20 protein-coding genes and 1 pseudogene are annotated in these 21,361 nt (G+C 68.6%); 17 read left to right on the top strand and 4 right to left on the bottom strand.

All coding sequences use genetic code 11. The features are described from left to right. Window positions 1–212 precede the first annotated feature (212 nt). The 6 genes and pseudogenes from ABH933_RS05145 (at window position 213) to ABH933_RS05120 (ending at window position 6,093) form a co-directional block, all read left to right on the top strand. Window positions 213–914 carry a hypothetical protein gene (locus ABH933_RS05145; protein ID WP_429418049.1) on the top strand — a complete coding sequence of 234 codons (702 nt, stop codon included), beginning with the start codon at window positions 213–215 and terminating at the stop codon, window positions 912–914. Between the two features lie 138 nt (window positions 915–1,052). Further along, window positions 1,053–2,264 (top strand): acyl-CoA dehydrogenase family protein, encoded by a 1,212-nt coding sequence (locus ABH933_RS05140; protein WP_429418047.1) that lies wholly within the window; start codon window positions 1,053–1,055, stop codon window positions 2,262–2,264. A 323-nt stretch (window positions 2,265–2,587) separates the two neighbouring features. After that, complete coding sequence (locus ABH933_RS05135; protein ID WP_429418045.1) at window positions 2,588–3,946, top strand: styrene monooxygenase/indole monooxygenase family protein; 1,359 nt, start codon at window positions 2,588–2,590, stop codon at window positions 3,944–3,946. Window positions 3,947–4,095: 149 nt separating this feature from the next. Then, window positions 4,096–5,211 (top strand): dimethylsulfone monooxygenase SfnG, encoded by a 1,116-nt coding sequence (sfnG, locus tag ABH933_RS05130; protein ID WP_429418043.1) that lies wholly within the window; start codon window positions 4,096–4,098, stop codon window positions 5,209–5,211. Window positions 5,212–5,303: 92 nt separating this feature from the next. Next, a pseudogene (locus tag ABH933_RS05125) lies at window positions 5,304–5,546 on the top strand (SfnB family sulfur acquisition oxidoreductase); the annotation flags it as partial. A gap of 28 nt (window positions 5,547–5,574) precedes the next feature. Further along, window positions 5,575–6,093, top strand: coding sequence for a flavin reductase family protein (locus ABH933_RS05120; RefSeq protein WP_429418041.1), 519 nt, complete (start codon window positions 5,575–5,577; stop codon window positions 6,091–6,093). A 10-nt stretch (window positions 6,094–6,103) separates the two neighbouring features. Here the strand turns inward: ABH933_RS05120 and ABH933_RS05115 are convergent, their stop codons facing one another. Then, window positions 6,104–6,754, bottom strand: coding sequence for a hypothetical protein (locus ABH933_RS05115; RefSeq protein WP_429418039.1), 651 nt, complete (start codon window positions 6,752–6,754; stop codon window positions 6,104–6,106). Window positions 6,755–6,938: 184 nt separating this feature from the next. Continuing rightward, a complete protein-coding gene (locus ABH933_RS05110) occupies window positions 6,939–7,571 on the bottom strand; it encodes a hypothetical protein (protein ID WP_429418038.1) in 633 nt (210 codons plus the stop codon). A gap of 326 nt (window positions 7,572–7,897) precedes the next feature. On the opposite strand from ABH933_RS05110, the gene ABH933_RS05105 reads away from it, so the two are divergent. Beyond that, window positions 7,898–8,572 (top strand): hypothetical protein, encoded by a 675-nt coding sequence (locus ABH933_RS05105; RefSeq protein WP_429418036.1) that lies wholly within the window; start codon window positions 7,898–7,900, stop codon window positions 8,570–8,572. Between the two features lie 17 nt (window positions 8,573–8,589). On the opposite strand, the gene ABH933_RS05100 is transcribed toward ABH933_RS05105, so the two are convergent. Continuing rightward, on the bottom strand, window positions 8,590–9,465 hold the full coding sequence (locus ABH933_RS05100; RefSeq protein WP_429418034.1) for an SDR family oxidoreductase: 876 nt from the start codon (window positions 9,463–9,465) through the stop codon (window positions 8,590–8,592). A 242-nt stretch (window positions 9,466–9,707) separates the two neighbouring features. On the opposite strand from ABH933_RS05100, the gene ABH933_RS05095 reads away from it, so the two are divergent. The 10 genes from ABH933_RS05095 (at window position 9,708) to ABH933_RS05050 (ending at window position 20,045) form a co-directional block, all read left to right on the top strand. Then, on the top strand, window positions 9,708–10,649 hold the full coding sequence (locus ABH933_RS05095; protein ID WP_429418032.1) for an amino acid ABC transporter permease: 942 nt from the start codon (window positions 9,708–9,710) through the stop codon (window positions 10,647–10,649). Further along, complete coding sequence (locus ABH933_RS05090; RefSeq protein ID WP_429418030.1) at window positions 10,646–11,431, top strand: amino acid ABC transporter ATP-binding protein; 786 nt, start codon at window positions 10,646–10,648, stop codon at window positions 11,429–11,431. Before ABH933_RS05095 ends, ABH933_RS05090 begins: the two co-directional genes overlap by 4 nt. Window positions 11,432–11,464: 33 nt before the next feature. Further along, on the top strand, window positions 11,465–12,538 hold the full coding sequence (locus tag ABH933_RS05085) for an LLM class flavin-dependent oxidoreductase (RefSeq protein WP_429418028.1): 1,074 nt from the start codon (window positions 11,465–11,467) through the stop codon (window positions 12,536–12,538). Window positions 12,539–12,572: 34 nt separating this feature from the next. Continuing rightward, window positions 12,573–13,571, top strand: a complete 999-nt coding sequence (locus ABH933_RS05080; RefSeq protein WP_429418026.1) for an ABC transporter permease — start codon at window positions 12,573–12,575, stop codon at window positions 13,569–13,571. Between the two features lie 202 nt (window positions 13,572–13,773). After that, window positions 13,774–14,649 (top strand): ABC transporter permease, encoded by an 876-nt coding sequence (locus ABH933_RS05075; protein ID WP_429418024.1) that lies wholly within the window; start codon window positions 13,774–13,776, stop codon window positions 14,647–14,649. After that, window positions 14,646–16,295 carry a dipeptide ABC transporter ATP-binding protein gene (locus tag ABH933_RS05070; protein WP_429418022.1) on the top strand — a complete coding sequence of 550 codons (1,650 nt, stop codon included), beginning with the start codon at window positions 14,646–14,648 and terminating at the stop codon, window positions 16,293–16,295. The genes ABH933_RS05075 and ABH933_RS05070 overlap by 4 nt, the downstream gene beginning before the upstream one ends. A gap of 61 nt (window positions 16,296–16,356) precedes the next feature. Next, a complete protein-coding gene (locus ABH933_RS05065) occupies window positions 16,357–17,163 on the top strand; it encodes a DUF1684 domain-containing protein (protein ID WP_429418020.1) in 807 nt (268 codons plus the stop codon). Further along, window positions 17,160–18,311 (top strand): LLM class flavin-dependent oxidoreductase, encoded by a 1,152-nt coding sequence (locus ABH933_RS05060; RefSeq protein ID WP_429418018.1) that lies wholly within the window; start codon window positions 17,160–17,162, stop codon window positions 18,309–18,311. The genes ABH933_RS05065 and ABH933_RS05060 overlap by 4 nt, the downstream gene beginning before the upstream one ends. Before the next feature lie 109 nt (window positions 18,312–18,420). Further along, window positions 18,421–19,614 (top strand): ArnT family glycosyltransferase, encoded by a 1,194-nt coding sequence (locus ABH933_RS05055; protein WP_429418016.1) that lies wholly within the window; start codon window positions 18,421–18,423, stop codon window positions 19,612–19,614. Beyond that, window positions 19,581–20,045, top strand: coding sequence for a hypothetical protein (locus ABH933_RS05050; RefSeq protein WP_429418015.1), 465 nt, complete (start codon window positions 19,581–19,583; stop codon window positions 20,043–20,045). The genes ABH933_RS05055 and ABH933_RS05050 overlap by 34 nt, the downstream gene beginning before the upstream one ends. On the opposite strand, the gene ABH933_RS05045 is transcribed toward ABH933_RS05050, so the two are convergent. After that, the gene (locus tag ABH933_RS05045; RefSeq protein WP_429418013.1) at window positions 20,042–21,271 is read right to left on the bottom strand and encodes an arylsulfotransferase family protein; all 1,230 of its coding nucleotides are present in this window, start codon (window positions 21,269–21,271) and stop codon (window positions 20,042–20,044) included. The two genes, ABH933_RS05050 and ABH933_RS05045, sit on opposite strands and share 4 nt — an antisense overlap. Window positions 21,272–21,361: the final 90 nt, after the last annotated feature.

The following is a 21,361-nucleotide window of genomic DNA, read 5'->3' as shown; positions in this document are numbered from 1 at the left end:
GTCGGTGGATCAAAACTCGGTGCCTCGGTACCGGGGGGACAACGTCTCCACCTGGGAGTGCAGACCAGGTGTAGCGGAATCCGAGCGCGAAAAGCTGAAATTGAGTTTTTCGAGCTAAAGGGTTCCGCGTCGGACGTGATTTGCCGGAAGATTGCGCGACGCTGCAGCGGTTCCATTCTGCAGCCTGATGATGAGGGAATACCGAAGTGAAGATGAGGAAATTCGCAGTGGTCGCGGCTCTCGTGACCGCTGCTCTCGGCGTTACCGCCGGTGCCGCCAATGCTGCCCCGGCACCGGCCGCCGCCAACGGCGCGGTCGACTACAAGGCCACCACCACCAAGACCTCCACGATCATCAAGACCGATGCGGGCTCCATGGATGTGGAGAACGGGGTCTTCAAGATCAAGGCCGCCAACGGCACCACCCTGGCCGGCACCCAGCTCAAGTTCCGCGTGGACGATTTCGAGTTCCCGATCGCGGCCGACATCGCGGACCACACCGCCACCCTGACCCCGCAGTTCGATGTGGCGCACGCGGTGTACAAGCCGGTCGACCTGCCGTATCAGAACACCGCGCCGTGGAAGACCCCGTACGACCGTGAGCAGGCGGCCTGGAACCGTATGAAGGACACCATCTCCACCGGTGCCACCATCGGCACGCTGGTCGGCGGCATCAGCGGGGCGACGGTCGGTTGCATCCTGGGTGGTATCGCCGGTACGGCGGCGGCTGCTGCGACTTTGATTGCCCTGTTCGGTGCTCCCCTGGCCGGTATCGTCGGCTGTGCGGCCGGCATCATCGCCGTGGGTGCCCTGGGCACCCTGGCGGGTCAGCTGGTGGTAACTGCTCCGGTGGCGATCCTGGCCGCGGTCCAGTACTTCACCACCATCAACGCGCCCTTCACCCCGGCGAAGTAATTCGTTTCGAGGCGAAGTAGTCAGACATGGATGATCCCGCCCGGCTCCGGCCGGGCGGGATCAGCCGTTTTCATGGGTCGTTTCGATCCCGCTGCGCACAACCCGTGAGCTGAATCCACGACCGCGCAATCGTCGGGTATGACTTCCATTGCTCCCCACGCCCTTTCCAATCGCGAACTCGACGAGACATTCGCGCCCCTGTTCGATCGGATCGCCGTCGGCGCGGTCCAGCGCGAGGTCGACCGCCGCCTGCCGCACGAGGAGGTCGGCTGGTTGCGGGCGGCCAACTTCGGGGCACTGCGGGTGCCCGTCGAATTCGGTGGATTCGGCGTCAGCGTGCGCCGGCTGTTCTCGCTGCTGATCGACCTGGCGGCGGCCGAATCGAATCTGCCGCAGGCACTTCGGGTGCATTTCGCCTTCGTCGAGGACCAACTGCTGGCCGAACCGGGGCCCGACCGCGAGCGGTGGCTGCGCTCCGTCGCCGGTGGCGCGCTGGTCGGCAATGCCATCACCGAACCGGGCGTGGGCGCCGTGGACCGGTACCGAACCGCCATCACCCCGGACGGACCGGACTGGCGGTTGAACGGCGTCAAGTACTACAGCACCGGCTCGCTGTACGCGGATTACATTCTCGCAGCGGCCGATCGCGACGGCGAGCGAGTGTCCGTGCTGGTCGACGCCGATGCCGAGGGCGTGCGCCTGCACGACGACTGGGACGGTTTCGGGCAACGGCTGACAGCCAGCGGCACAACGGAATTCGACAATGTCGCGATAGCCTCGGACCGAATTCTGGGACCGGGCTACGGCAGCGGCGGACCCACCTACTCCACCGCGTATCTGCAACTGGTGCAGCTGGCGGTGCTCGCCGGCATCGCCCGGCGGGCCGAGGCGGACGTCCGGGCGTGGGTGAGCGAACGCACGCGCAGCTACACCCACGCCGCGGCCGCGTTGCCCCGCCGGGATCCGTTGGTGCAGCAGGTGATCGGCCAGCTCTCGGCCGCGGCCTTCACCGCGCGGGCCACGGTGCTCGCGGTGGCCGATCGGCTCGACGTGGTGCTCGACGCCGGTGCCGGTGACCACGACGAGCTGGCCGCTCTCGAATTGGCCTCGGCCCAAGCACAACTCGGCGTGATCGACGTCGTGCTCGCCGCCACCACGCGGCTGTTCGAGGTGGGCGGCGCCTCGATCGTGTCCGAACGGCTTCGCCTGGACCGGCATTGGCGCAATGCCCGCACCATTTCGGTGCACAATCCGGCCATCCAGAAGGCCCGCGCTATCGGCGATCATCTGCTCAACGGCACCGAGCTGCCGTTCGCATGGAGCGCTGGAACGCGGGAGCAGGCGCGCTGAGCGCGTCGGTGCGGCGACAGGTACGGCCGCCGCACCGACGCTCCAGCCCGACGCGAAGGTGCCCCGTCACCATCGACCGCGTCTACCAGGAGTGACAGCGCCTGTCCCGCTGACCCCAGCGATCATGCTCGTCGTGGTGCCAGAATCCGCGGCGGTCGCAGTGCCAGTCGTTGTGGTAGCGGACAGGGATCGAAACCATTGCAGGCCGTGCGGGCCGGAAAGGAAACAAATCCCAGCCGATTCACAGCCGACTTCAACCCTGCGATCGGTTCTCGGTGATTGCAATGCTCTGGCGCCGCGGATGCGGGTAGCAGAATTTCGTTATGACGAAACAGAATTCAATACAAAAGGCCGCGATAATCGGTGCCGGGCAGACCGGTGTGACGGCGGCACTGGGTTTGCTGGACGCCGGATTCGAGGTCACCGTCCACAGCGATCGGGACCAGCGCGCCCTGCGTGACGACGTGCCCGCCACCGGCACCGCGCTGGAATTCGGGGAGGCCCAGGCCGCCGAGGCCGCGCTCGGCCTGGACACCTATCTCGATCGCGCGCCCCGGCACACCGGGCTCAGCGTCCGCATCGCCGGGCCCGAGAACGCCGAATTGATCGCATTCGACGGCAATTTCGACGGATATGCGGGCGTCGCGGTCGATACCCGTCTCAAGGCGGACGAACGCCTGACCGCATTCCAGGAACGCGGCGGGCGATTCGTCGTGGATGCGGTCACCCCGGAGACGCTCGATGCGATCGCGGGCCGCAACGACCTGACCCTGGTGGCCACCGGCCGGGGCGGGCTCGCGGATCTGTTCGCGATCGATCCGGTGCGCACCGTATACAGCGCGCCGCAACGCAGCCTGTTGACCGTGACGGTAACCGGACTCGGCTACGGCCCCGACGTTTTCGCGCACCGCAGTCCGGACGGCGGTGCGCACAGTGGATTCTCGATCCTGGCCGAGCAGGGCGAGGCGTGGTGGGGACCGTACCTGCACAAGGACGCCGGGCCCGCGTGGGCCTTCCTGGGCTGGGCCCGGCCCGGGAGCGACTGGGAACAGCGATTCGCGGGCGCGGATTCCGCCGCGTCCGCGCACCGCATCGTCGCGGACCTGTATCGCGACTACGTCGACTGGGATCTTCCGGAAGTCCTTGCCACACAGACGATCTCCGAGGACCCACACTCGTGGCTGCGGGGCGCGGTCCGGCCGGTGGTGCGTTCCGGAGTCGGCGCCACCGCGAGCGGGCACGTGGTCGGCGCCCTGGGCGACACCGCGGTGTCCTACGACCCGATCGCGGGTCAGGGTGCCCAGAGCGGGTTGGTCCAGGCGCAGCGGCTGGTCGCGGCCGCGAAGGCGCACGAGGGGCCGTTCGACCGGGAATGGCTCGGCGCCCGATACGCCGAATTCCTGAGCGCCCGTTCGGATGCGGCGAGCAAGGTCACCCGGCTGTTCCTCAGCGACCCCGAATTCGCGGACATCGGTGGCCGCTTCTTCGCCGCGGCCGCGGTAGATCCGCAATTCGCCACGGCGCTGGTCGGGCTGCTGCACCGGCCGCAGCCCTTCGGAGACATCGAATCGCTCACCGCGGCCGACGGATTCATCAAGGAGGTCTCGGGCGTGGATGCCGACACGCTACTGGGCAGGTTCGAGCCCGCCGGGCGCTTCGCTCGCTCGCGATACGCCGCCTAGCTCCGTGCGTATCCCACCGTCGCCGGCGATGCGATCGCGGCGATTCAAAACCTCGTGCGGCCTCGCCCCCGGTGCTGAAGTGAGGGGGCAGCGGGGGCGACGCACGATCCGGACCGCCGGCACGTCACCGGAAACCACTGGGAGCACACATGAGCACCGAAAAGATCGCCGGGAAAACACAATTCGCGTACTGGGTGCCCAACGTCAGCGGCGGGCTGGTCACCAGCGATATCGAGCAGCGCACCGGCTGGGACTTCGAGTACAACAGGAAGCTGGCCCGCACCGCCGAGCGGAACGGCTTCGACTACGCCCTGTCCCAGGTGCGCTACACCGCCTCGTACGGCGCCGAGTACCAGCACGAATCGACCTCGTTCAGCCTGGCGCTGCTGGGGGCCACCGAGCGGCTGAAGGTCATCGCGGCCGTGCATCCGGGGCTGTGGCATCCGGCGGTGCTGGCCAAATTCGGCGCCACCGCCGATCATTTGTCCGGCGGCAGGTTCGCCATCAACGTCGTCTCGGGCTGGTTCGCCGGGGAATTCCAAGCGCTGGGCGAGCCGTGGCTCGAACACGACGAGCGGTACCGGCGCAGCGCCGAATTCCTCGAGGTGATCCGCAAGATCTGGACCGAGGACGCGGTCGACTACGCCGGTGACTTCTACCGGATTCGCGATTTCACCCTGAAACCCAAACCGCTCAATACCGAGGCGCGGCCGAATCCCGAACTGTTCCAGGGTGGCAACTCCACCGCCGCCCGCCGCAACGGCGGCCGCTATGCCGACTGGTACTTCTCCAACGGCAAGGATTTCGACGGCGTCACCGAGCAGTTGGACGATGTGCGCGAGGTGGCCCGCGAGCACGGTCGGGAGGTGAAATTCGGGCTCAACGCGTTCATCATCGCCCGCGATACCGAGGCCGAGGCCCGCGACACCCTCCGCGAGATCATCGACAAGGCGAATCGTCCCGCGGTGCAGGGGTTTCACGACGCGGTGCAGCAGGCGGGCCCGTCGACCGCGGACCGCAAGGGCATGTGGGCCGACTCGACCTTCGAGGATCTGGTGCAGTACAACGACGGTTTCCGGACCGGTTTGATCGGCACCCCGGAGCAGATCGCCGAGCGCATCGTCGCTTACCGCGACCTCGGAGTGGATCTGATTCTGGCGGGGTTCCTGCATTTCCAGGAGGAGGTCGAATACTTCGGCCGGCGGGTGCTGCCGCTGGTACGAGAGTTGGAGGCACAGCGGGCGTCCGCGGCGGTGGCGGGCTGATGTCCGCCCCGCCGCAGGCCGCGGTGTCCGGACCTGCCGGGCCGGATGCGGCGCCGGCCGAGCGCATAACCTCGGCCGATCAGGCCCTGCGGGTGGCCCGGGCATCGCTCGCGGTCGCCGCCGCCAAGATCACCGCGGACCGGGCGGCGACCGCCGTGTCCGCGGCACTGTTCGAGGTTGGCGGAACCCGCAGTGCGGCAGCGGATCTGAATCTCGATCACTTCTGGTGCAATGCCCGTACCCATACGCTGTACGATCCGGTGCGCTGGAAGTATCAGCACCTGGGTCGCGCCCTGTTGCACGACACCCCGCCGCCGCTGCACGGAGTGCTGTGAGGCGCGGCGGACAGGAGAGAGGTATGCCGTGCCGGACCTGAACGAGATTCCCGCCGACGGTGCTGGATTACGCGCGGCCTTCGCATCGTTTCCCAGCGGCGTGGTGGCCGTCTGCGCCGAGATCGGCGGCGTGCCAAACGGATTGGCGGTGAGCACCTTCGTGCCGGTCTCGCTCGATCCGCCGCTGGTGTCGTTCTGCGTGCAGAACAGCTCCACGACCTGGCCGCGGCTGGCGGCGGCGAGCCACCTGGGGCTGAGCCTGCTGGGGAACGGCCAGCGTGAGGCCGCGCGCTCGCTGGCCTCGCGCACGGGGGACCGCTTCGCCGGCCTGGAGCTCGAACACGGTGCGGGCCAGGCGATCTTCGTCGACGGCGCCTCGGCTTGGATCGAGGGGACGATCGATGCCCAGGTTCCCGCGGGCGACCACCATGTGGTCATCCTGCGAGTTCACCGGCTCGCCACCCGGGCCGAGGTGGATCCACTCGTCTTTCACGGCAGCCGATTTCGCCGCCTGCACGCCGAGGAGTTCCACACCCCCGCGCGGTAGGGCCGCGAGGTCAGATCGGATGCGCCGGGCGGAAACACAGCCTGCGGCGCGGCCCGTCACCTGGGCTGGTGTGCGAGATCACCGCGGCGGCCAGGCCGCGCGCGGTCAGGTTGTGGCGCTGCATGTCCTGACTGAACCCGTCGAGATGGACGAGGGTGTGTTCGATCAGCGCCCGGGCGATATCAGCCGGGTCGGTGCAGGCCACGCGGTAGGCCGCCACGGCCCGCGGATCCTCGGTGAGCGCTGCCAGCGCGCCCAGGCGCACGCGCTGCGTCATGCCCTCCCAGCGCTCCGCCTCCTGCGCGGTGTGGATGGTGCGCCGCCCGCCGCGGTAGTCCAGATCTCGGATGATGCTGTCCGCGGGTTTACCCAGTCGCGCCTCGCAGACCACCGCCCACAGGGCGCAGAGCCAGCTCAGGCCGCGCAGGATGGACTGCTGCTCCTGGACACCGCGCAGCGCCAGATACGCATCGGCCCCGGCCTGGGTGGCCGTATCCTCCCACTCGAAAACCAGCGCCTCGAGCTCGACGAGGAACTCACCCGGCAGCTCGGTGGAGTCGGGGCGGACGATCCGAACTCCCCACCGCGACAAGGGATCCCGGAGTTCGACCATCTCGGGATCGTCCGTCGGCACCCAGTCGTGCTGCGAATCTCGGTCCATGCCCCTCGAGCCTCGAGTCGATGCGGGGCGCCCCGGTGCTATCCGCCCTCTGTTCACCCACCCCGCCGGCTCCGCAAGCTCCGCCGACTCACCGTCCCCGTTCGCATTAAGCCACGGATTTCCCGGCCGTGCAAGCAAGGGGCCCGCGACCCCCGAAGGTGTGCCGCGGGCCCTCGCTCGATGATCAGGGCTGGCCGGAGACGACCGCCATCAGCGCGTTGGTGAACGGGGCGCCACCCATGATCGCGCCGCCGGCCAGGGCGCCGACGAGCAGTCCGATCGGGCCGGTGAGCCAGCTCAGGAAGAACAGGCCGACCACGGCGCCGATGAGGCCGCCCAGCACGCCGCCGATGACCATCGCGACCACGTTCTGGTTGATCTGGTTCATCAGCCGGGCCATGGAGCTGACCGGCTGCAGCTGCCCGATCTCCTTGGCGCTGCCCGCCTTCGGCGCCAGCACCAGCTGATGACCGTCGGCGCTGATCTGCTGCCCGAGGTGGACCGTGCTGCCGTCCACCTTGTAGGACAACGGCACCTTGGCGAGGGTGGTGCCGGTGCCCGAGCGCAGGTCGACCTCGCCGCCGCCGGGCGCGAGTTCGAAGCGGCCGTTCTGGACGACGGTGGTGAGCTTGCGGTTCAGGTCCGACAGGGTGGCGTGGTAGGCGACGCCCTTGTCGATGCCGGATGCCGAGATCACCTTGGCCTGTGCGGGAACGGGAGTGGTGGAGGTCGGTGGGCTCGCGTTCGCCGTACCCGCGGCGATTCCCACCGTCGCGACCGCGAGCAACGCGGTAGCGGCGAACTTGCCGAACTTCATTCAGGTTTCCTTAAAAAAAGATTGCCGACACGGACGAGCCGGACGGCGGAACACTCTATCGCGTCGGAAGCCTGTTGCGGCGTCCCGTGATTGGCGATACCGCGGCGGGCATTGTTATGTAATTGTTATTCGTGATGCGTTGCGACGAGATCGAGTAAAAATTGGAAGCTTCACAATTCGCGTACGGAGTCGCGGGTGGTGTATGCACTGAGGGGTCGCAAAATGCAGGTGTCCAAACTTCGGTTCTCGCGATCCAGGTCCGAAGCGTTACAGATCTGGAGGACGGGCCAGTGCCGCGTCGCCGTGTCCACGCCGGAGTCGTTCTGGTGGGCTTCGTAGTTGCCTCCGGATTGGCCATGGCGTGCCTGATCTTCGCCGCCTTGTCGATGAGTGGCCACGACGCCCACAACACGAGCGCGAGCGCGACGACGGCCTCCACCGAGCCGACGACGGCCGCTCCGACGACGCCGAAATCGACCAGAACGCCCAAGACTCTGTCGGCGCCGAGCGCCTCCGGGTCCCGCACGCCGGCCGCCGCGCCGCTGCCCACGCTGTCGTCCGCGGCATCGCCCTCGACGACGACCAGCGCCACCACCACGAAGACCTCCGCCCCGGCGGTGGCCCCCGTGGCCGCGGGCGACTGTGTCGACGGCAGCTCGCTGGCCAGAACCGCGTGTGGCAGTTCGGATTCGGCGTACCGGGTGTCGAGCACGGCGGCGCCGGGCAGGCAGTGCCCCACCGACTCGGACCGCTCGGCGCCGCAGGCGCTGCCCGGCGGCGGTACGGAGACGCTCTGCATGGACACCGACTGGGAGGTCGGCCGCTGCATGTCCATGGCGGGCGGCGCCGCCACCCCGGCCGACTGCGATGCCTCGGTGCCGGGCCTGGTGCGGGTGCAGGGCATCAAACACGGCACCGCGGATGTGAACACCTGCACCGACGCCAATCGCGGTGTGGTCTACAAGCAGCGGCAGTTCGTCGTCTGCGTGGCTCAGCAGTAAGCCGGTGCGGTGGCGAATTATTCGGGATTTAATGCGTTGCTGAGCGGATGCCGCTGGCTGTCGAGCACCCGGCTGAACTGACGGTTCGCCAGCCGCATCGCGATCTCGTAGGGCAGCGCGAATTTCCGGGCGAACCAGTATCCGATCCGGATGTCGGCGGAGGTGTGCACGAGAAAGCGGTTGCGCCGCACACCGTCCACAATGCGTTCGGCCACCCGCTCCGGCGTGGCGGCATGCCCCTCGAACATGCCGGTCAGGCGCTGCACTCTGGGGTCGTTGCGGTCGACGCCGATGATCTGCGCGGTGCCGACCAACGGCGTGCGCACCGCGCCCGGGACCACCAGGCTCACCCCGATGCCGTGCCGCTCCAGGTCGAACCGCAATACCTCCGAGATGCCGCGCAGGCCGAACTTGCTGGCGCTGTAGGCGGCGTGCCAGGGCAGTGCGAGCAGCCCCGCCGCCGAGGACACGTTGACCAGGTGCCCGCCGCGCCCGGCCCGGACCATCGGCGGCAGGAAGTTCTCGATGATGTGGATGGGACCCATCAGATTGACCTCGACCACCGAGCACCAGTGCCGATGTTCGAGGTTCTCCACGGTTCCCCAGATCGCGATGCCCGCGATATTCATCACGATATCCAGGCTCGGGTATTCCTCGTGAATCTCGTTGGCCCACAGGGTGACCGCGTCGTAGTCGGAGACGTCCAGCGCCCGCGCGCCCAGCACCTCGCCGCCCTCGGTGCGGACCAGGGCCACGGTCTCGGCCAGTCCGTCGGCCGCGATATCGGTCAGGAACAGGCGGGCTCCCGCGCGCGCGGCGGCCAGGGCGGTGGCCCGGCCGATGCCGCTGGCCGCGCCGGTGATCAGGCAGAGGCGGCCGGTCAGGTCTTTCATGCGCGGACTCCTTGGAACTCGGGTGCAACGTGTCCACCCTAAAGTATTGCGAACAGTTATGTACATATGACCGCGACTTCGTGGCGGATCCCCCGGTGGCGGGCGGGAAAGGCGCCGCAAACAGTTGAATTCACGTTGATCGGGAGTGCGGACTTGCGGCCGCGGCTTGCCTAGCGTCGAGGACGCGGCCCCCACCGCCCGTGACGGGCACCGGGTGGCCGCGACGATCGACGGAGGATCCCATGAGCGTTGCGACTGCCCTCGATTCCCCGGCCGCGCCGGAGACCGACGAGGACGTCCTGCCGGTCGCCCGCACCCGGCACCCGTGGCGCTGGCTCGCCGCGGCCCTCGCGCTGGTGCTGGTGGCGCAGTTCGCGCACGGGCTGGTCACCAATCCGGGCTGGGACTGGCCGACCTTCGGCCGGTACTTCACCGCGAGGTCGGTGCTCGCGGCCCTGCGGGTCACCCTCGAGCTGACCTGCTGGGGGACCCTGTTCGGATTCCTGCTCGGCACCGTGGTCGCCGTCGCGCGACTGTCGAAAATACCTGTGCTGCAGGTGATCGCGTGGGCCTACATCTGGGCGTTCCGCTCGATACCGCTGATCGTGCAGCTGCTGTTCTGGTTCAACATCGCCTATCTGTACAAGCGGCTGTCGTTCGGAATCCCGTTCGGCCCAGCGCTGTTCAGCTTCGATGTGAACGGGGTGATCAGCGGGTTCACCGCCGCGGTCATCGGGCTGGCGCTGCACCAGGCGGCCTATGCGGCCGAGATCATCCGGGCCGGAATCATTTCGGTGGATCCGGGGCAGCTCGAGGCCGCCAAGTCGCTGGGGCTGCCGTGGCACCGCCAGTTCTTTACTATCGTTGCGCCACAGGCGATGCGGGGCATTCTGCCCAACGCTGCCAACGAGGTGATCAGCCTGTTCAAGGGCACCTCGATCGTCTCGGTCATGGCGATCGCGGAGCTGTTCTACCAGGTCCAGGTGATATACGGCCGCAACGGCCGGGTGGTGCCGCTGCTGATGGTCGCCACGATCTGGTACATCGTGCTGACCGGCGGGCTCAGCGTCGCGCAGTACTACATCGAACGGCACTTCGCGAAGGGCGCCGCGCGCAGTCTGCCGCCGACGCCATGGCAGCGGGTGCGCGGCACCATCGAGGAGATCACGGGGGGACGGCGATGACCGCGCCGCACGCACACGACGACGGGTACGCCGTGGAATTACGCGGTGTCCGTAAGCATTTCGGGGCGCACGAGGTGCTGTGCGGCATCGATCTGACGGTGCGCCCCGGCGAGGTGACGGCGATCCTGGGCCCCTCGGGATCCGGCAAGTCGACCCTCCTGCGCACCATCAATCACCTGGAGAAGGTCGATGCGGGGACCGTGCGCGTCGGCGGCGAACTCGTCGGCTACCGCCGCAAGGGCGCCGTGCTGCACGAGCTGAGCGAACGGGAGATCCTGCGCCGGCGTGCGCGGATCGGTTTCGTGTTCCAGAACTTCAATCTGTTCCCGCACCTGACGGTCCTGGAAAACGTCGCGCTCGCACCGGTTTCCGCGCAGCGCAGGCCCCGGTCCGAGGTCGAGGCGGAGGCGGCGGCGCTGCTGGAACGGGTCGGACTGGGTGATCGGGCGGGCGACTATCCGCGCCGGCTCTCGGGCGGGCAGCAGCAGCGGGTCGCGATCGCGCGCGCCCTGGCCCTGCGCCCCAGGGTGGTGCTGTTCGACGAACCCACCTCGGCGCTGGATCCCGAACTCGTCGGCGAGGTCCTCGACGTCATCCGCGGCCTGGCCCGCGAGGGCGCCACGCTGGTGATCGTCACCCACGAGATCGGGTTCGCCCGGGAGGTGGCCGACACCGTGGTGCTGATGGACTCCGGCCGGATCGTCGAGCAGGGCTCGCCCGCCGAGGTACTGGACCGGCCCAGCCATCCGCGCACGAAGGCCTTTCTGGCGCATGTTCTCTGAATCGTTCCGCGGAGCCCGGGAGGTTGTCGTCGCATGAAATTCCTGCTGTTGACCCTCATTACCCACCAGCCGGACCCGGTCACCGGCGCCACCGAATCCTCGGCGCAGCGCCTGCGCCGAGTGGTCGAGAACGCCAGGCTGGCCGAGGAATTGGGCTACGACGGGTTCGCGGTCGGTGAGCGGCACGAGGATCCGTTCATTTCCGCCGCGCCCCCGGTGGTGCTGAGCAACATTGCGGCGGTGACCTCCCGGATCGCGCTGTTCACAGGGGTGACCACGTTGAGCCTGCTCGATCCGGTGCGGGCCTTCGAGGACTATTCGACGCTGGACAATCTGTCGGGTGGTCGCCTGGAACTCATCATCGGCAAGGGCAACGGGACCGCGCAGGCCAAGCTGTTTCACGTCACCGCGCAGGATCAGTGGGAGCGAAATCGCGAGGCCTACGAGCTGTTCCGGCGGCTCTGGGACAGCGACGAGGTGACCTGGGTCGGCCGGTTCCGGCCCTCGCTGACCGAGGCCCGGGCGCTGCCCCGGCCGCTGCAATCGCGGCTGCGTATCTGGCACGGAAGCGCCACCAGCCGCGACTCGGTGGAATTGGCGGCGCGTTACGGGGATCCGCTGTTCTCGGCCAATGTCACCAATCCGATCGAGCCCTACGCCGAACTTGTCGCGCACTATCGCGAGCGGTGGGCCGCCTACGGCCACGATCCGGCGCAGGCGCTGGTCGGTGCGGGTACGGCCGGGTTCTATGTCGCGCCGCGGTCGCAGGACGCGGTCCAGGTGTACCGGCCGATCTTCGAGGCGCGGCAGTCTGTCGCGCGTAAGCATGGTCTTCCCACCGTCTTTGCATCGGTCGAGGACTTCGTCGAGCGCAGTTCCGCGCTCGTCGGTAGCCCGCACCAGGTCCTGGAAAAGGTGCAGCGGTATCACGAGCGGTTCGGGCACGAGGTGATCCACCTGAGCGCGGACGGCGATGGGTTGTCCGAGCGGCAGCATCGCGCGAGTCTCACGCTGTTTCAGTCGGCGGTTGCACCGGTGCTGCGCGAGGGGATCGTCAGCCGGCCGCTCGGAGCGCAGCGGTACCCGTCCGGGGAGCTCGTGCGATGACTGCCGCAGAATCGTTGTGCGGCTGGAGAGTTCGATGACACGCTATGTGATCCTGCGCCTGCTGCAAGCGGTCGGAGTGCTGTGGGCGGCGTTCACCGTGTCCTTCGGGGTGCTGTATCTGCTGCCCGCGGACCCGGTTCAGCTCGCGATCGGCGCAAACCCGGGGGTGGCCGTGGATCCGGCCGCGGTGGCCGAGATGCGCGCCCGGTACGGACTCGACAAGCCGGTGTGGCATCAGTATTGGACGGCGTTGGAGCATGCCGTGCGCGGCGATCTGGGGCATTCGCTCAGCACCGGGGAGTCGGTCACCGACGCCCTGGGCCAGGCCCTACCCTCGACACTGGCGTTGGCGGCGCTGGCGCTGGGGCTGGCCACGGTGCTCGGCACGACGTTGGCGCTGGCCGCCGCGTATACCGAGCGCCGGTGGTTGAGCGGGCTCTTGACGGCGTTGCCGCCGATCGGGGCATCGGCGCCCACATTCTGGGTGGGATTGATACTGCTGCAGCTGTTTTCGTTTCGGCTGCGGCTGTTTCCGGCCTTCGGCGGTACCGGGTTCGGTGGCACGGTGTTGCCCGCGGTGACACTGGCAATCCCGGTCGGCGCGGTCATCGCTCAGGTGCTGTACAGCGGCCTGGCCGGGACGTGGCGGCAGCCGTTCGTCGAGGTGGCGTTCGCCAAGGGCGCCTCGCGCTGGTGGGTACAGCTGCGGCATGTACTGCGGCCCGCGCTGGCCCCGGCGCTCAGTGTTGCCGGGGTGTGGGTCGGCACGGTGCTGGCCGGATCGGTGGTGGTCGAGACCGTGTTCTCGCGGGCGGGGATCGGCAGGCTCACCCAGACTGCGGTGCTGGCCGAGGACATTCCGGTGGTGCAGGGCGTCGTCATGGTGACGGCGGTGGCCTTCGTGCTGGTCAATCTAGCCGTCGATCTGATTCATCCGGTTCTGGATCCTCGTGTTGCCCGGGAGTTCCGGCGTCAGGGACGGGGTGCCGGGGCCGGGGTCGATCGCGCGGCGCGGAGAGGGGTTGCAGGGTGAGGAATTCGGATTTACCGGGCCGGGATCGCTTCTGCGGGAGCCTGGTTCGTGCATCGGTATCGGGTCGTTCCGGTAGTCGTCGCCGCGTGGAGCCCCATCGGCTCCAGGAGCGCCGGGAGGCGCTCGCAGTCGGGTGGAAGGTCGAATTCTGCTCGGGTGCAACGGCAATGCGGCGGTGCACCGGCGGACGGGAGGGTGTGTCATGACCGACGTGGTTTCGACCGCAGGCGCCCGGGCGGGGGCGGTGTCGTCTCCGGACCGCTTCGGATTTGTCAAGGCGTTGCGCGCCAACGCATCCACCGCACTGTCCGTGGTGGTGCTGCTGACGGTGCTGGGCTGGGCCCTGGCGCCGTCGATCTTCGCCGATGACGATCCGCTGCGCGGCGTCCCGGCGCAGAAGCTGCGTGGCCCCAGCGCGCGGCATTGGCTGGGTACCGACAACCTGGGGCGCGATCTCTACACCCGGGTTGTGCATGCGGCCGAATTGTCGCTGACCGCAACGGTTATTGCTGTCGCGATCGGCCTTGTCGCGGGGACGCTGGTCGGTTTGGTCGCCGGATCGGCGGGCGGCGTGGTGGATGCCGGCCTGATGCGCATCGTCGATGTGCTGCTGTCGATTCCGGAACTGCTCAGCGCGCTGGTGCTGGTCACCGCACTGGGATTCGGGAGCCGCAAGGTCGCGATCGCGGTCGGTGTCGCACTGATCCCCGCCTTCGCGCGGGTGATGCGCGCCGAGGTGGCCCGGGTGCGGCGGGCGCCGTATGTGGAGGCGGCGATCGCCTCGGGGGTGCGCTGGCCCGCGGTGTTGATTCGCCACGTGTTGCGCAATGCGTATGCGCCGGTGGCCGCGCTGGCCGCGGTCGAATTCGGGGTCGCGGTGCTGGCGGTGTCGTCGCTGAGCTTCCTGGGATACGGTGCGCCGCCGCCGGCGCCGGAGTGGGGATCGCTGATCGCCGCGGGCCGTGACTATCTCGCGACCGCGTGGTGGATGACGACGCTGCCGGGCCTGGTCATCGTCGCAGTGGTGCTGGCCGCGCAGCGCCTCGGCCGCGCCCTGGCCCGGGACGGTGCGCTGTGACGGTCTCGGCACTGCCGCAGTCCAGCGGCGAACCTCTGCTGCGCGTGCAGGATCTACGCGTGGAGTATCGCGGCCGGGGCGGGTCGACACCGGCCGTCGCGGGTGCCTCGCTGACGGTCTCACAGGGGGAGACCGTCGCGCTGGTCGGCGAATCCGGCTCCGGGAAGTCCACTCTCGCGCATGCGGTAATCGGGCTGCTCGGTGGCACGGGAACGATCACGGGCGGGCGAATCACCTTCGCGGCCGAGCGGATCGACGACGCGCCACCACACCGGCTGCGCCGGATTCGCGGCGCACGAATCGGTCTGGTGCCCCAGGATCCGGGCACCGCGTTGAATCCGGTGCTGCGCGTCGGCGATCAGGTGGCCGAGGCGCTGCGCATTCACGGCCACGCCACCCGTCGCGACGCGCGGGATCGGGCCGTGGAGATACTCGCCACGGCGGGGCTGGACCGCCCGGCCCTGCGGGCCCACCAATACCCGCAGGACCTGTCGGGCGGGCAGCGGCAGCGGGTCCTGATCGGAATCGCCCTGGCCTGCGGTCCGGAACTGGTGATCGCCGACGAACCCACGAGCGCCCTGGACGTCACCGTGCAGCGCCGCATTCTGGACCATCTCGCCGCCCGCACCGCCGAATCCGGCGCCGCGGTACTGCTGATCACCCACGATCTGGCCGTGGCCGCCGACCGTGCCGACCGCATCGTGGTCATGCGGCGCGGGGAGATCGTCGAAAGCGGAAGTACCGGGGAGGTATTCGGGAATCCGGCACACGAATACACGCGGCGGCTGCTGGATTCGGTACCGACGCTGAACGCGCCGTCGCGGCCGGCGCGTGGGATACCGCGCGAACCGTTGCTGTCGGCCACGGGGGTGCGCCGGACCTTTCGGGTCGGCCGGGCGACCGTAGCCGCCGTGGATGATGTTGCGCTGCACATCGATCGCGGCGAGACGCTGGCGCTCGTGGGTGAATCCGGCTCGGGTAAGACCACGACGGCCCGGATGCTGGCCCGGCTGGAGCGGCCGGATGCGGGGACGATCATGCTGGACGGGCGGGAGATCGGCGCGCTGCGTGGCGATCGGCTGCGTGCGTTCCGGCGTCGTGTGCAGATCGTCTACCAGAACCCGTACGCCGCGTTGAATCCGAAACAGACGGTGGCGCAGAGTATCGCGGAGCCGCTGCGAGCCTTCGGAATCGGTGACCGCGCCGTGCGCCGGACCCGTGTGGACGAACTGCTCGAGCAGGTGGCGCTGTCACCGGAGCACCGGGATCGGCGGCCCGCGGAACTCTCGGGTGGCCAGCGGCAGCGAGTCGCCATCGCGCGCGCCCTGGCTCCGCGGCCGGACCTGGTGGTCCTCGACGAACCGGTCTCGGCACTGGATGTGTCGGTACAGGCGCAGATCCTGGATCTGCTGGAGCGGCTGCAGCGCGAACTGGGACTGGGCTACCTGTTCATCTCTCACGATCTGGCGGTGGTGCGGCGCGTCAGTGATCGGGTGGCGGTCATGCGCGCGGGGCGCATCGTTGAAACCGCGGAAACCACAGAACTTTTCGACCGGCCCGGCCACGAGTACACCCGCGAGTTGCTGGCTGCGGTTCCGGGTGCCGCTCGGAGTGAGCCCACGGGCGCGATCGAGAGGACGGCGTGATGTGCGCGGGGTGCGTGCCGTGCCGCCGGACGACCCACTACAGCAGAGGAGTGAAAGCGATATGACCGCGACTATCACCGAATTCGAACAGCAGTGGCGGGCCTGGCATGCCGAGCGCGAGGCGTGGGCGCGAGAACCGCTGGGCTGGCTGAGTGTGACGGGGTTGTACTGGCTCGGTGAGTCCGGTGAGACCGTCGAGGGTCTGCCGGGTCTCTGGCAGGTGGATGGCGAAAATGTCGTTGTCACGGCGGAATCGGGGGACGGCCTCGGCCTGGAGGGTCGCCCGCTCGCGGGCCGCACCGTGCTGACGCCGGGTGAGGGCGCACCCGGCCTCGAGGTGCGAGCGGGCGATCGCGTGGTCGAGGTGATCCGCCGCACCGGGCAGTTCGCGCTGCGTGTACACGATCCCGACGCTCCGACACTGGCCGGATTCGCGGAAATTCCTGCCTACCATCCCGATTCGCGCTGGTCGGTGCCGGGCACATTCGCGCCCTACGAGATCGCCCGCATCGTCACGACGGGTGCGGTCGTGGAAGGACTGGAGCATCACCATTCCGCCGGGGGCACGATCACCTTCCGGCTGGACGGCGCCGAGCACATCGTCGTGGCCTTCGGCGATCCGGAAACCGGCCTGCGCCTGCTGTTCACCGACGCCACCAGCGGTGTGAGTACCTATCCGGGCGCGCGGTTACTGCCGATCGCCGCGCCCGATGTCGACGGCGGTGTGCTGCTGGATTTCAATCGCGCGCAGAACCTGCCGTGCGCCTTCACCGACTACGCGACGTGCCCGATCGCACCGCCGGAGAACAGGCTGAGCGTGGCCGTCGAAGCGGGAGAGCGCAATCCGCGACAGACGGTGGCGCGATGAGCGCGGCGGGCGGTGTCCGGGTGCCGCTGTCGATCCTGGATCTCTCGCCCGTGAGCGCGGGATCGACACCGCAGCAGGCGATCCGCAACACCATCGATCTGGCTCGGCACGCGGAGTCCTGGGGGTATCGGCGGTTCTGGGTCGCCGAACACCATTTCGCCCAGGTCGCCAGCTCCGCGACGGCGACCCTGATCGGCCTGATCGCCGCGGCCACCTCCACGATCCGGGTGGGCTCGGCCGCGGTGCAGCTGGGACACCACACCTCGGCCTCGGTGGTGGAATCCTTCGGCACGATCGACGCCCTGCACCCGGGCCGCCTCGATCTGGGCCTCGGCCGGTCCGGCCACCAGGCGGACAAGATCCGGTCGGCGGGGGTGAAGCCGGTCGCCGTGCCGGAGCGGTCCACCGAGGTGCGGGACGGGGTGGTGATCCCGCCGCCGTTCACGCCCGGGCAGGTGCTGGACACGTCCCGGCTCCTGGCCGGATTCGAGGCACTCTCGCTGCCCGGTGCCCGGCCGGTGGGCTACACCGAGCAGGTGGAGCAGATTCGCGCGCTGCTGAGTGGTGGCTATCGGTCCTCCGAAGGTATTGCGCTGCATGCGGTTCCGGGTGAGGGAGCGGATGTGCAGCTGTGGCTGTTCGGCAGTAGCGGCGGCGAGAGCGCGAGGCTGGCTGGGCGGCTGGGCCTGCCCTTCGCGGCGAACTATCACGTCTCGCCCGGGACCATTCTGGAAACCGTTGCGGCATACCGGGAATCGTTCCAGCCATCGGTGAAGTACCCCAAACCCCATCTGGTGGTCTCTGCGGATGTGGTGGTCGCGCAGGACCGTGCGAGGGCCGAACATCTGGCATCGACGTTCGGCCACTGGGTCTACAGCATTCGCAGCGGCGCCGGGGCGGCGGCCTATCAGGACCCGGACACCGCACCGGCGCTCACGCCGCATCAGCAGCGACTGGTGCAGGACCGGGTAACCACCCAATTCGTCGGTACCCCCGCCGAGGTCGCCGACCGCCTCACCGCCCTGCAGCAGCTGACCGGCGCGGATGAACTGGTCGTCACGAGCGTCACCCACGGCCACGAGGACCGGCTCGATTCGCACCGCCTGCTGGCCCGAGAGTGGGGGATGACGGACGTGCGCGCGGCGTGACCTTCGGGCAGCGTTCGCAGCCGCTCTCGCAGTCTCGCAAGCCCCCGTACACCCGTGGTGGCAGTTCTGGCGCTCACCCGCGGATCAGCCGGGATGGGCGCGCCCGCTGTTGCTGATCGTCGCGGCGCTGGCGGCGGTGAGTTATGCAGGGGGCATCGCCGCGCAGAAGCCGCACATCTTCTATGCCGCCGCGGCGCGGTCGATGGCCATGAGCTGGCACAACTTCTTCTTCGCCGCGTTCGATCCCGACGGGATCGTCAGCATCGATAAGCTGCCGGGCGCCCTGTGGATTCAGGCGATCTCGGTGCACGTGTTCGGCCCGCACCTGTGGGCTAAGGTGCTGCCGCAGGTCGTCGAGGGTGTGCTGACGATCCTGCTGCTGTACCGGGTGGTGCGCCGGATCGCCGGTCCGGCGGCGGGTGCGGTGGCCGTGGTGGTGGCGGCGTGCACGCCGGTGACGGTGTCGCTGAACCGCGGCAATATCCCCGATACGCTGCTCATTCTGCTGCTGTTGCTGGCCGTGGACCGCACGCTCGCCGCGATCGGGTCCGGCCGTGGCCGGAACCTGTGGCTCGCGGGGCTTTTCATCGGGCTGGCCTTTCAGGCAAAGATGGTGCAGGCGTGGATCATCGTCCCGCTACTGGCGTTGGCGTACCTGATCACCGCCGGTGTCCGGCTGCGCCGCCGGCTCGCCGACATCGCGGTCTTCGGGGGTGTCGCACTGGTGGTCTCGCTGAGCTGGATGACCGTGGTGAGCCTGGTTCCGGCGGGCCGTCGCCCGTATGTGGATGGCAGCAACCATAATTCGCTGTTCGAACAGGTCTTCCGCTACAACGCGCTGGCCCGTACCGACAGCACGTTCACGGTCGGGGCGGCCAACTTCGAGCTCGCCGGGCAGCAGAACTATCGCAGCAAACTGGTTCTCGGCCCGGGCAATCGGCTCGATCACGTCTTCACCGGCGGCGGCGGCCGGTCGGCGGGCTGGCTTGTTCCACTGGCCGTGATCGCGCTGGTGGCGCTGGTGCTCCTGGCCCGGCGGCGCGCCCGTTCCCCGATCGCCACCGCCTCCCTGGTGATCTGGGGTGGTTGGTTGCTGGTCCATCTGGCGATCTTCCTGGCCATCGGCACGGTCAACCCGTACTACCTGGCGGTGCTGACTCCGGCCGTGGCCACGCTGATCGAGTGGGGGACAGTCGAATTCATGCAATCGAACTCGGTGCGGGTCCGATGGTACGGGCTGACGGCGGTGATCTCTACGGGGCCCTCGACATGCCGTTCGAAACCGCGGCGACCAGACGGGTGACCCAGACCTCCATCGCCGAGGGCCTGGCGGAAAGCCCCAAGCTGGTCGCGACTGCGCGCGAGCTGTTCCCGAACGCGCACTACCCGGCGGTCGCCAACACCGGAATTCTGGCCTTGCCCTTCATCATCACCACCGGCGCCGAGGTGCCGGCCTTCGGCGGATTCACCGGATCGGCTCCGGCGATGAGCACCATGGAGATTGCACGGCTGGTGGCGCACGGCCAGATCGGATTCGCCCTGCTCACAGCCTCCGACGACGAACGGGTGCAATGGATTCAGCGACACTGCGCGAAACTGCCGTCCAGCGCCGACGATTCGGTACTGGTTTACGTGTGCGCCCGCCCAGCCCGCCCGCCCGCTGAACTGACGTCGAGACGATGCTGCCCGCGCCGGATCGGCGCGGGCAGCGAAATGTGTTCCGGGACAGCCTAACCGGCGCTGGGTGCCCAATCCTCGAGATAGGCGCGGTAGGTGCCGAATGGCAGCGCCGCGTCGTACACCAGATCTCCGGAGGGGGAGAACTCCGAGATGTGCGGCGCCATCCCCCAGCCGACGAGGGTGTTGCCGTTGGCCAGCCCCTGGGCGTTGCCCATCGCCGGGGCGACCAGGCCGTTCGGATGAGTCTGGTTGCGCACCAGCGTCGCCCGGTGTTTCGCGGTATCCAGGTGGATCCACTGCGCGCTGGACACGCCCAGGGTCTGCTGTCCGCTGGAGTTGTCGTTGAAGAGCCGGATCGTGTTCGGACCGGCGAATTCGGCGTCGTGCTGGAAGGCGAATTCGACGCCGGGGCCCGGCGCGAAGGTGGAGCGCTTGCCACCGAGCTGCCAGTTGATCGCGCCGGTGTGGATGTTCACGTCGTAGACCGTGGAAGTGTCGCGCATCGAAATCAGCAGATTCCCCGCGGGATCCAGCGCGATGGAATTCATGTGGTACGGATCGTAGGTCCCGCTTCCCGGCGCCGAGGTGGCCGCGGTGGAGTCCGTCAGCGGTACGTGCTGGGCCGCACTCCATTGGAACAGCACCTTTTTGGTGGCCACGTCGACAACCGAGGCGACGGTGTCGAACATCTTCCCGTGCTTCGGGCCGCCGATCAGGGTCAGGTCGGCGTCGACCTCCCGGTAGGAGGTGATCAGCGCGCGGCCGTCCGGAGTGAGCCGGAATTCGTGGACGTCGGAGGTCAATCCGTCGCCGGCGGTCAGGGTGGTGATGACGTGGCCGTGCTGATCGGCGATGTAGTCGGTGCCCGAGCCGTGCCCGCCGACCGTGCCGCCCTGCCACCAGGTCAGCACCGGCTTGCCCTGATAGGTCTGGGTACGGAAGTTCGAGACGTCCTGGCCCTTGGGCGGCGTGTATCGCCAGACCTCGTGCCCGGCCTTGTCCATGACCACATTGGCCGGTTGGCCCTGTGGCAGATTCGACAGCACCTGACCGGCGCCCGGCACCAACGCGGCCGCGCTCACACCGCTCGTGTAATAGATATAGCCCGGTGTGGAGCCCGGCTTGTTCACATCGACCGTGTATGTCAGCGCGCCGACCGGCAGGCTGGGGACCGGGGCGGCGGACGCGGCCAATGGTGCGGTGGCGGCTGCCCCCAGGGCGATCGACGTCGCGGCCAGGACCGCGGCGGCGCGGCGGAGGCCACGCGAATTCCGTGTCATGAGAGTCCTAGCAATGCTAACGAATGGATGCGGGGCAGCGTAGTCCGGCTCTCTGTGTGCAGTCTGGCAGCCACTGGCGCGCCGGAGTCG

This window comes from Nocardia sp. GP40, assembly GCF_050434125.1.
Taxonomy (GTDB): Bacteria; Actinomycetota; Actinomycetes; order Mycobacteriales; family Mycobacteriaceae; genus Nocardia; species Nocardia albiluteola.
Note: the sequence above shows the minus strand (reverse complement) of the source record. Positions and strands in the feature narration are given on the sequence as shown.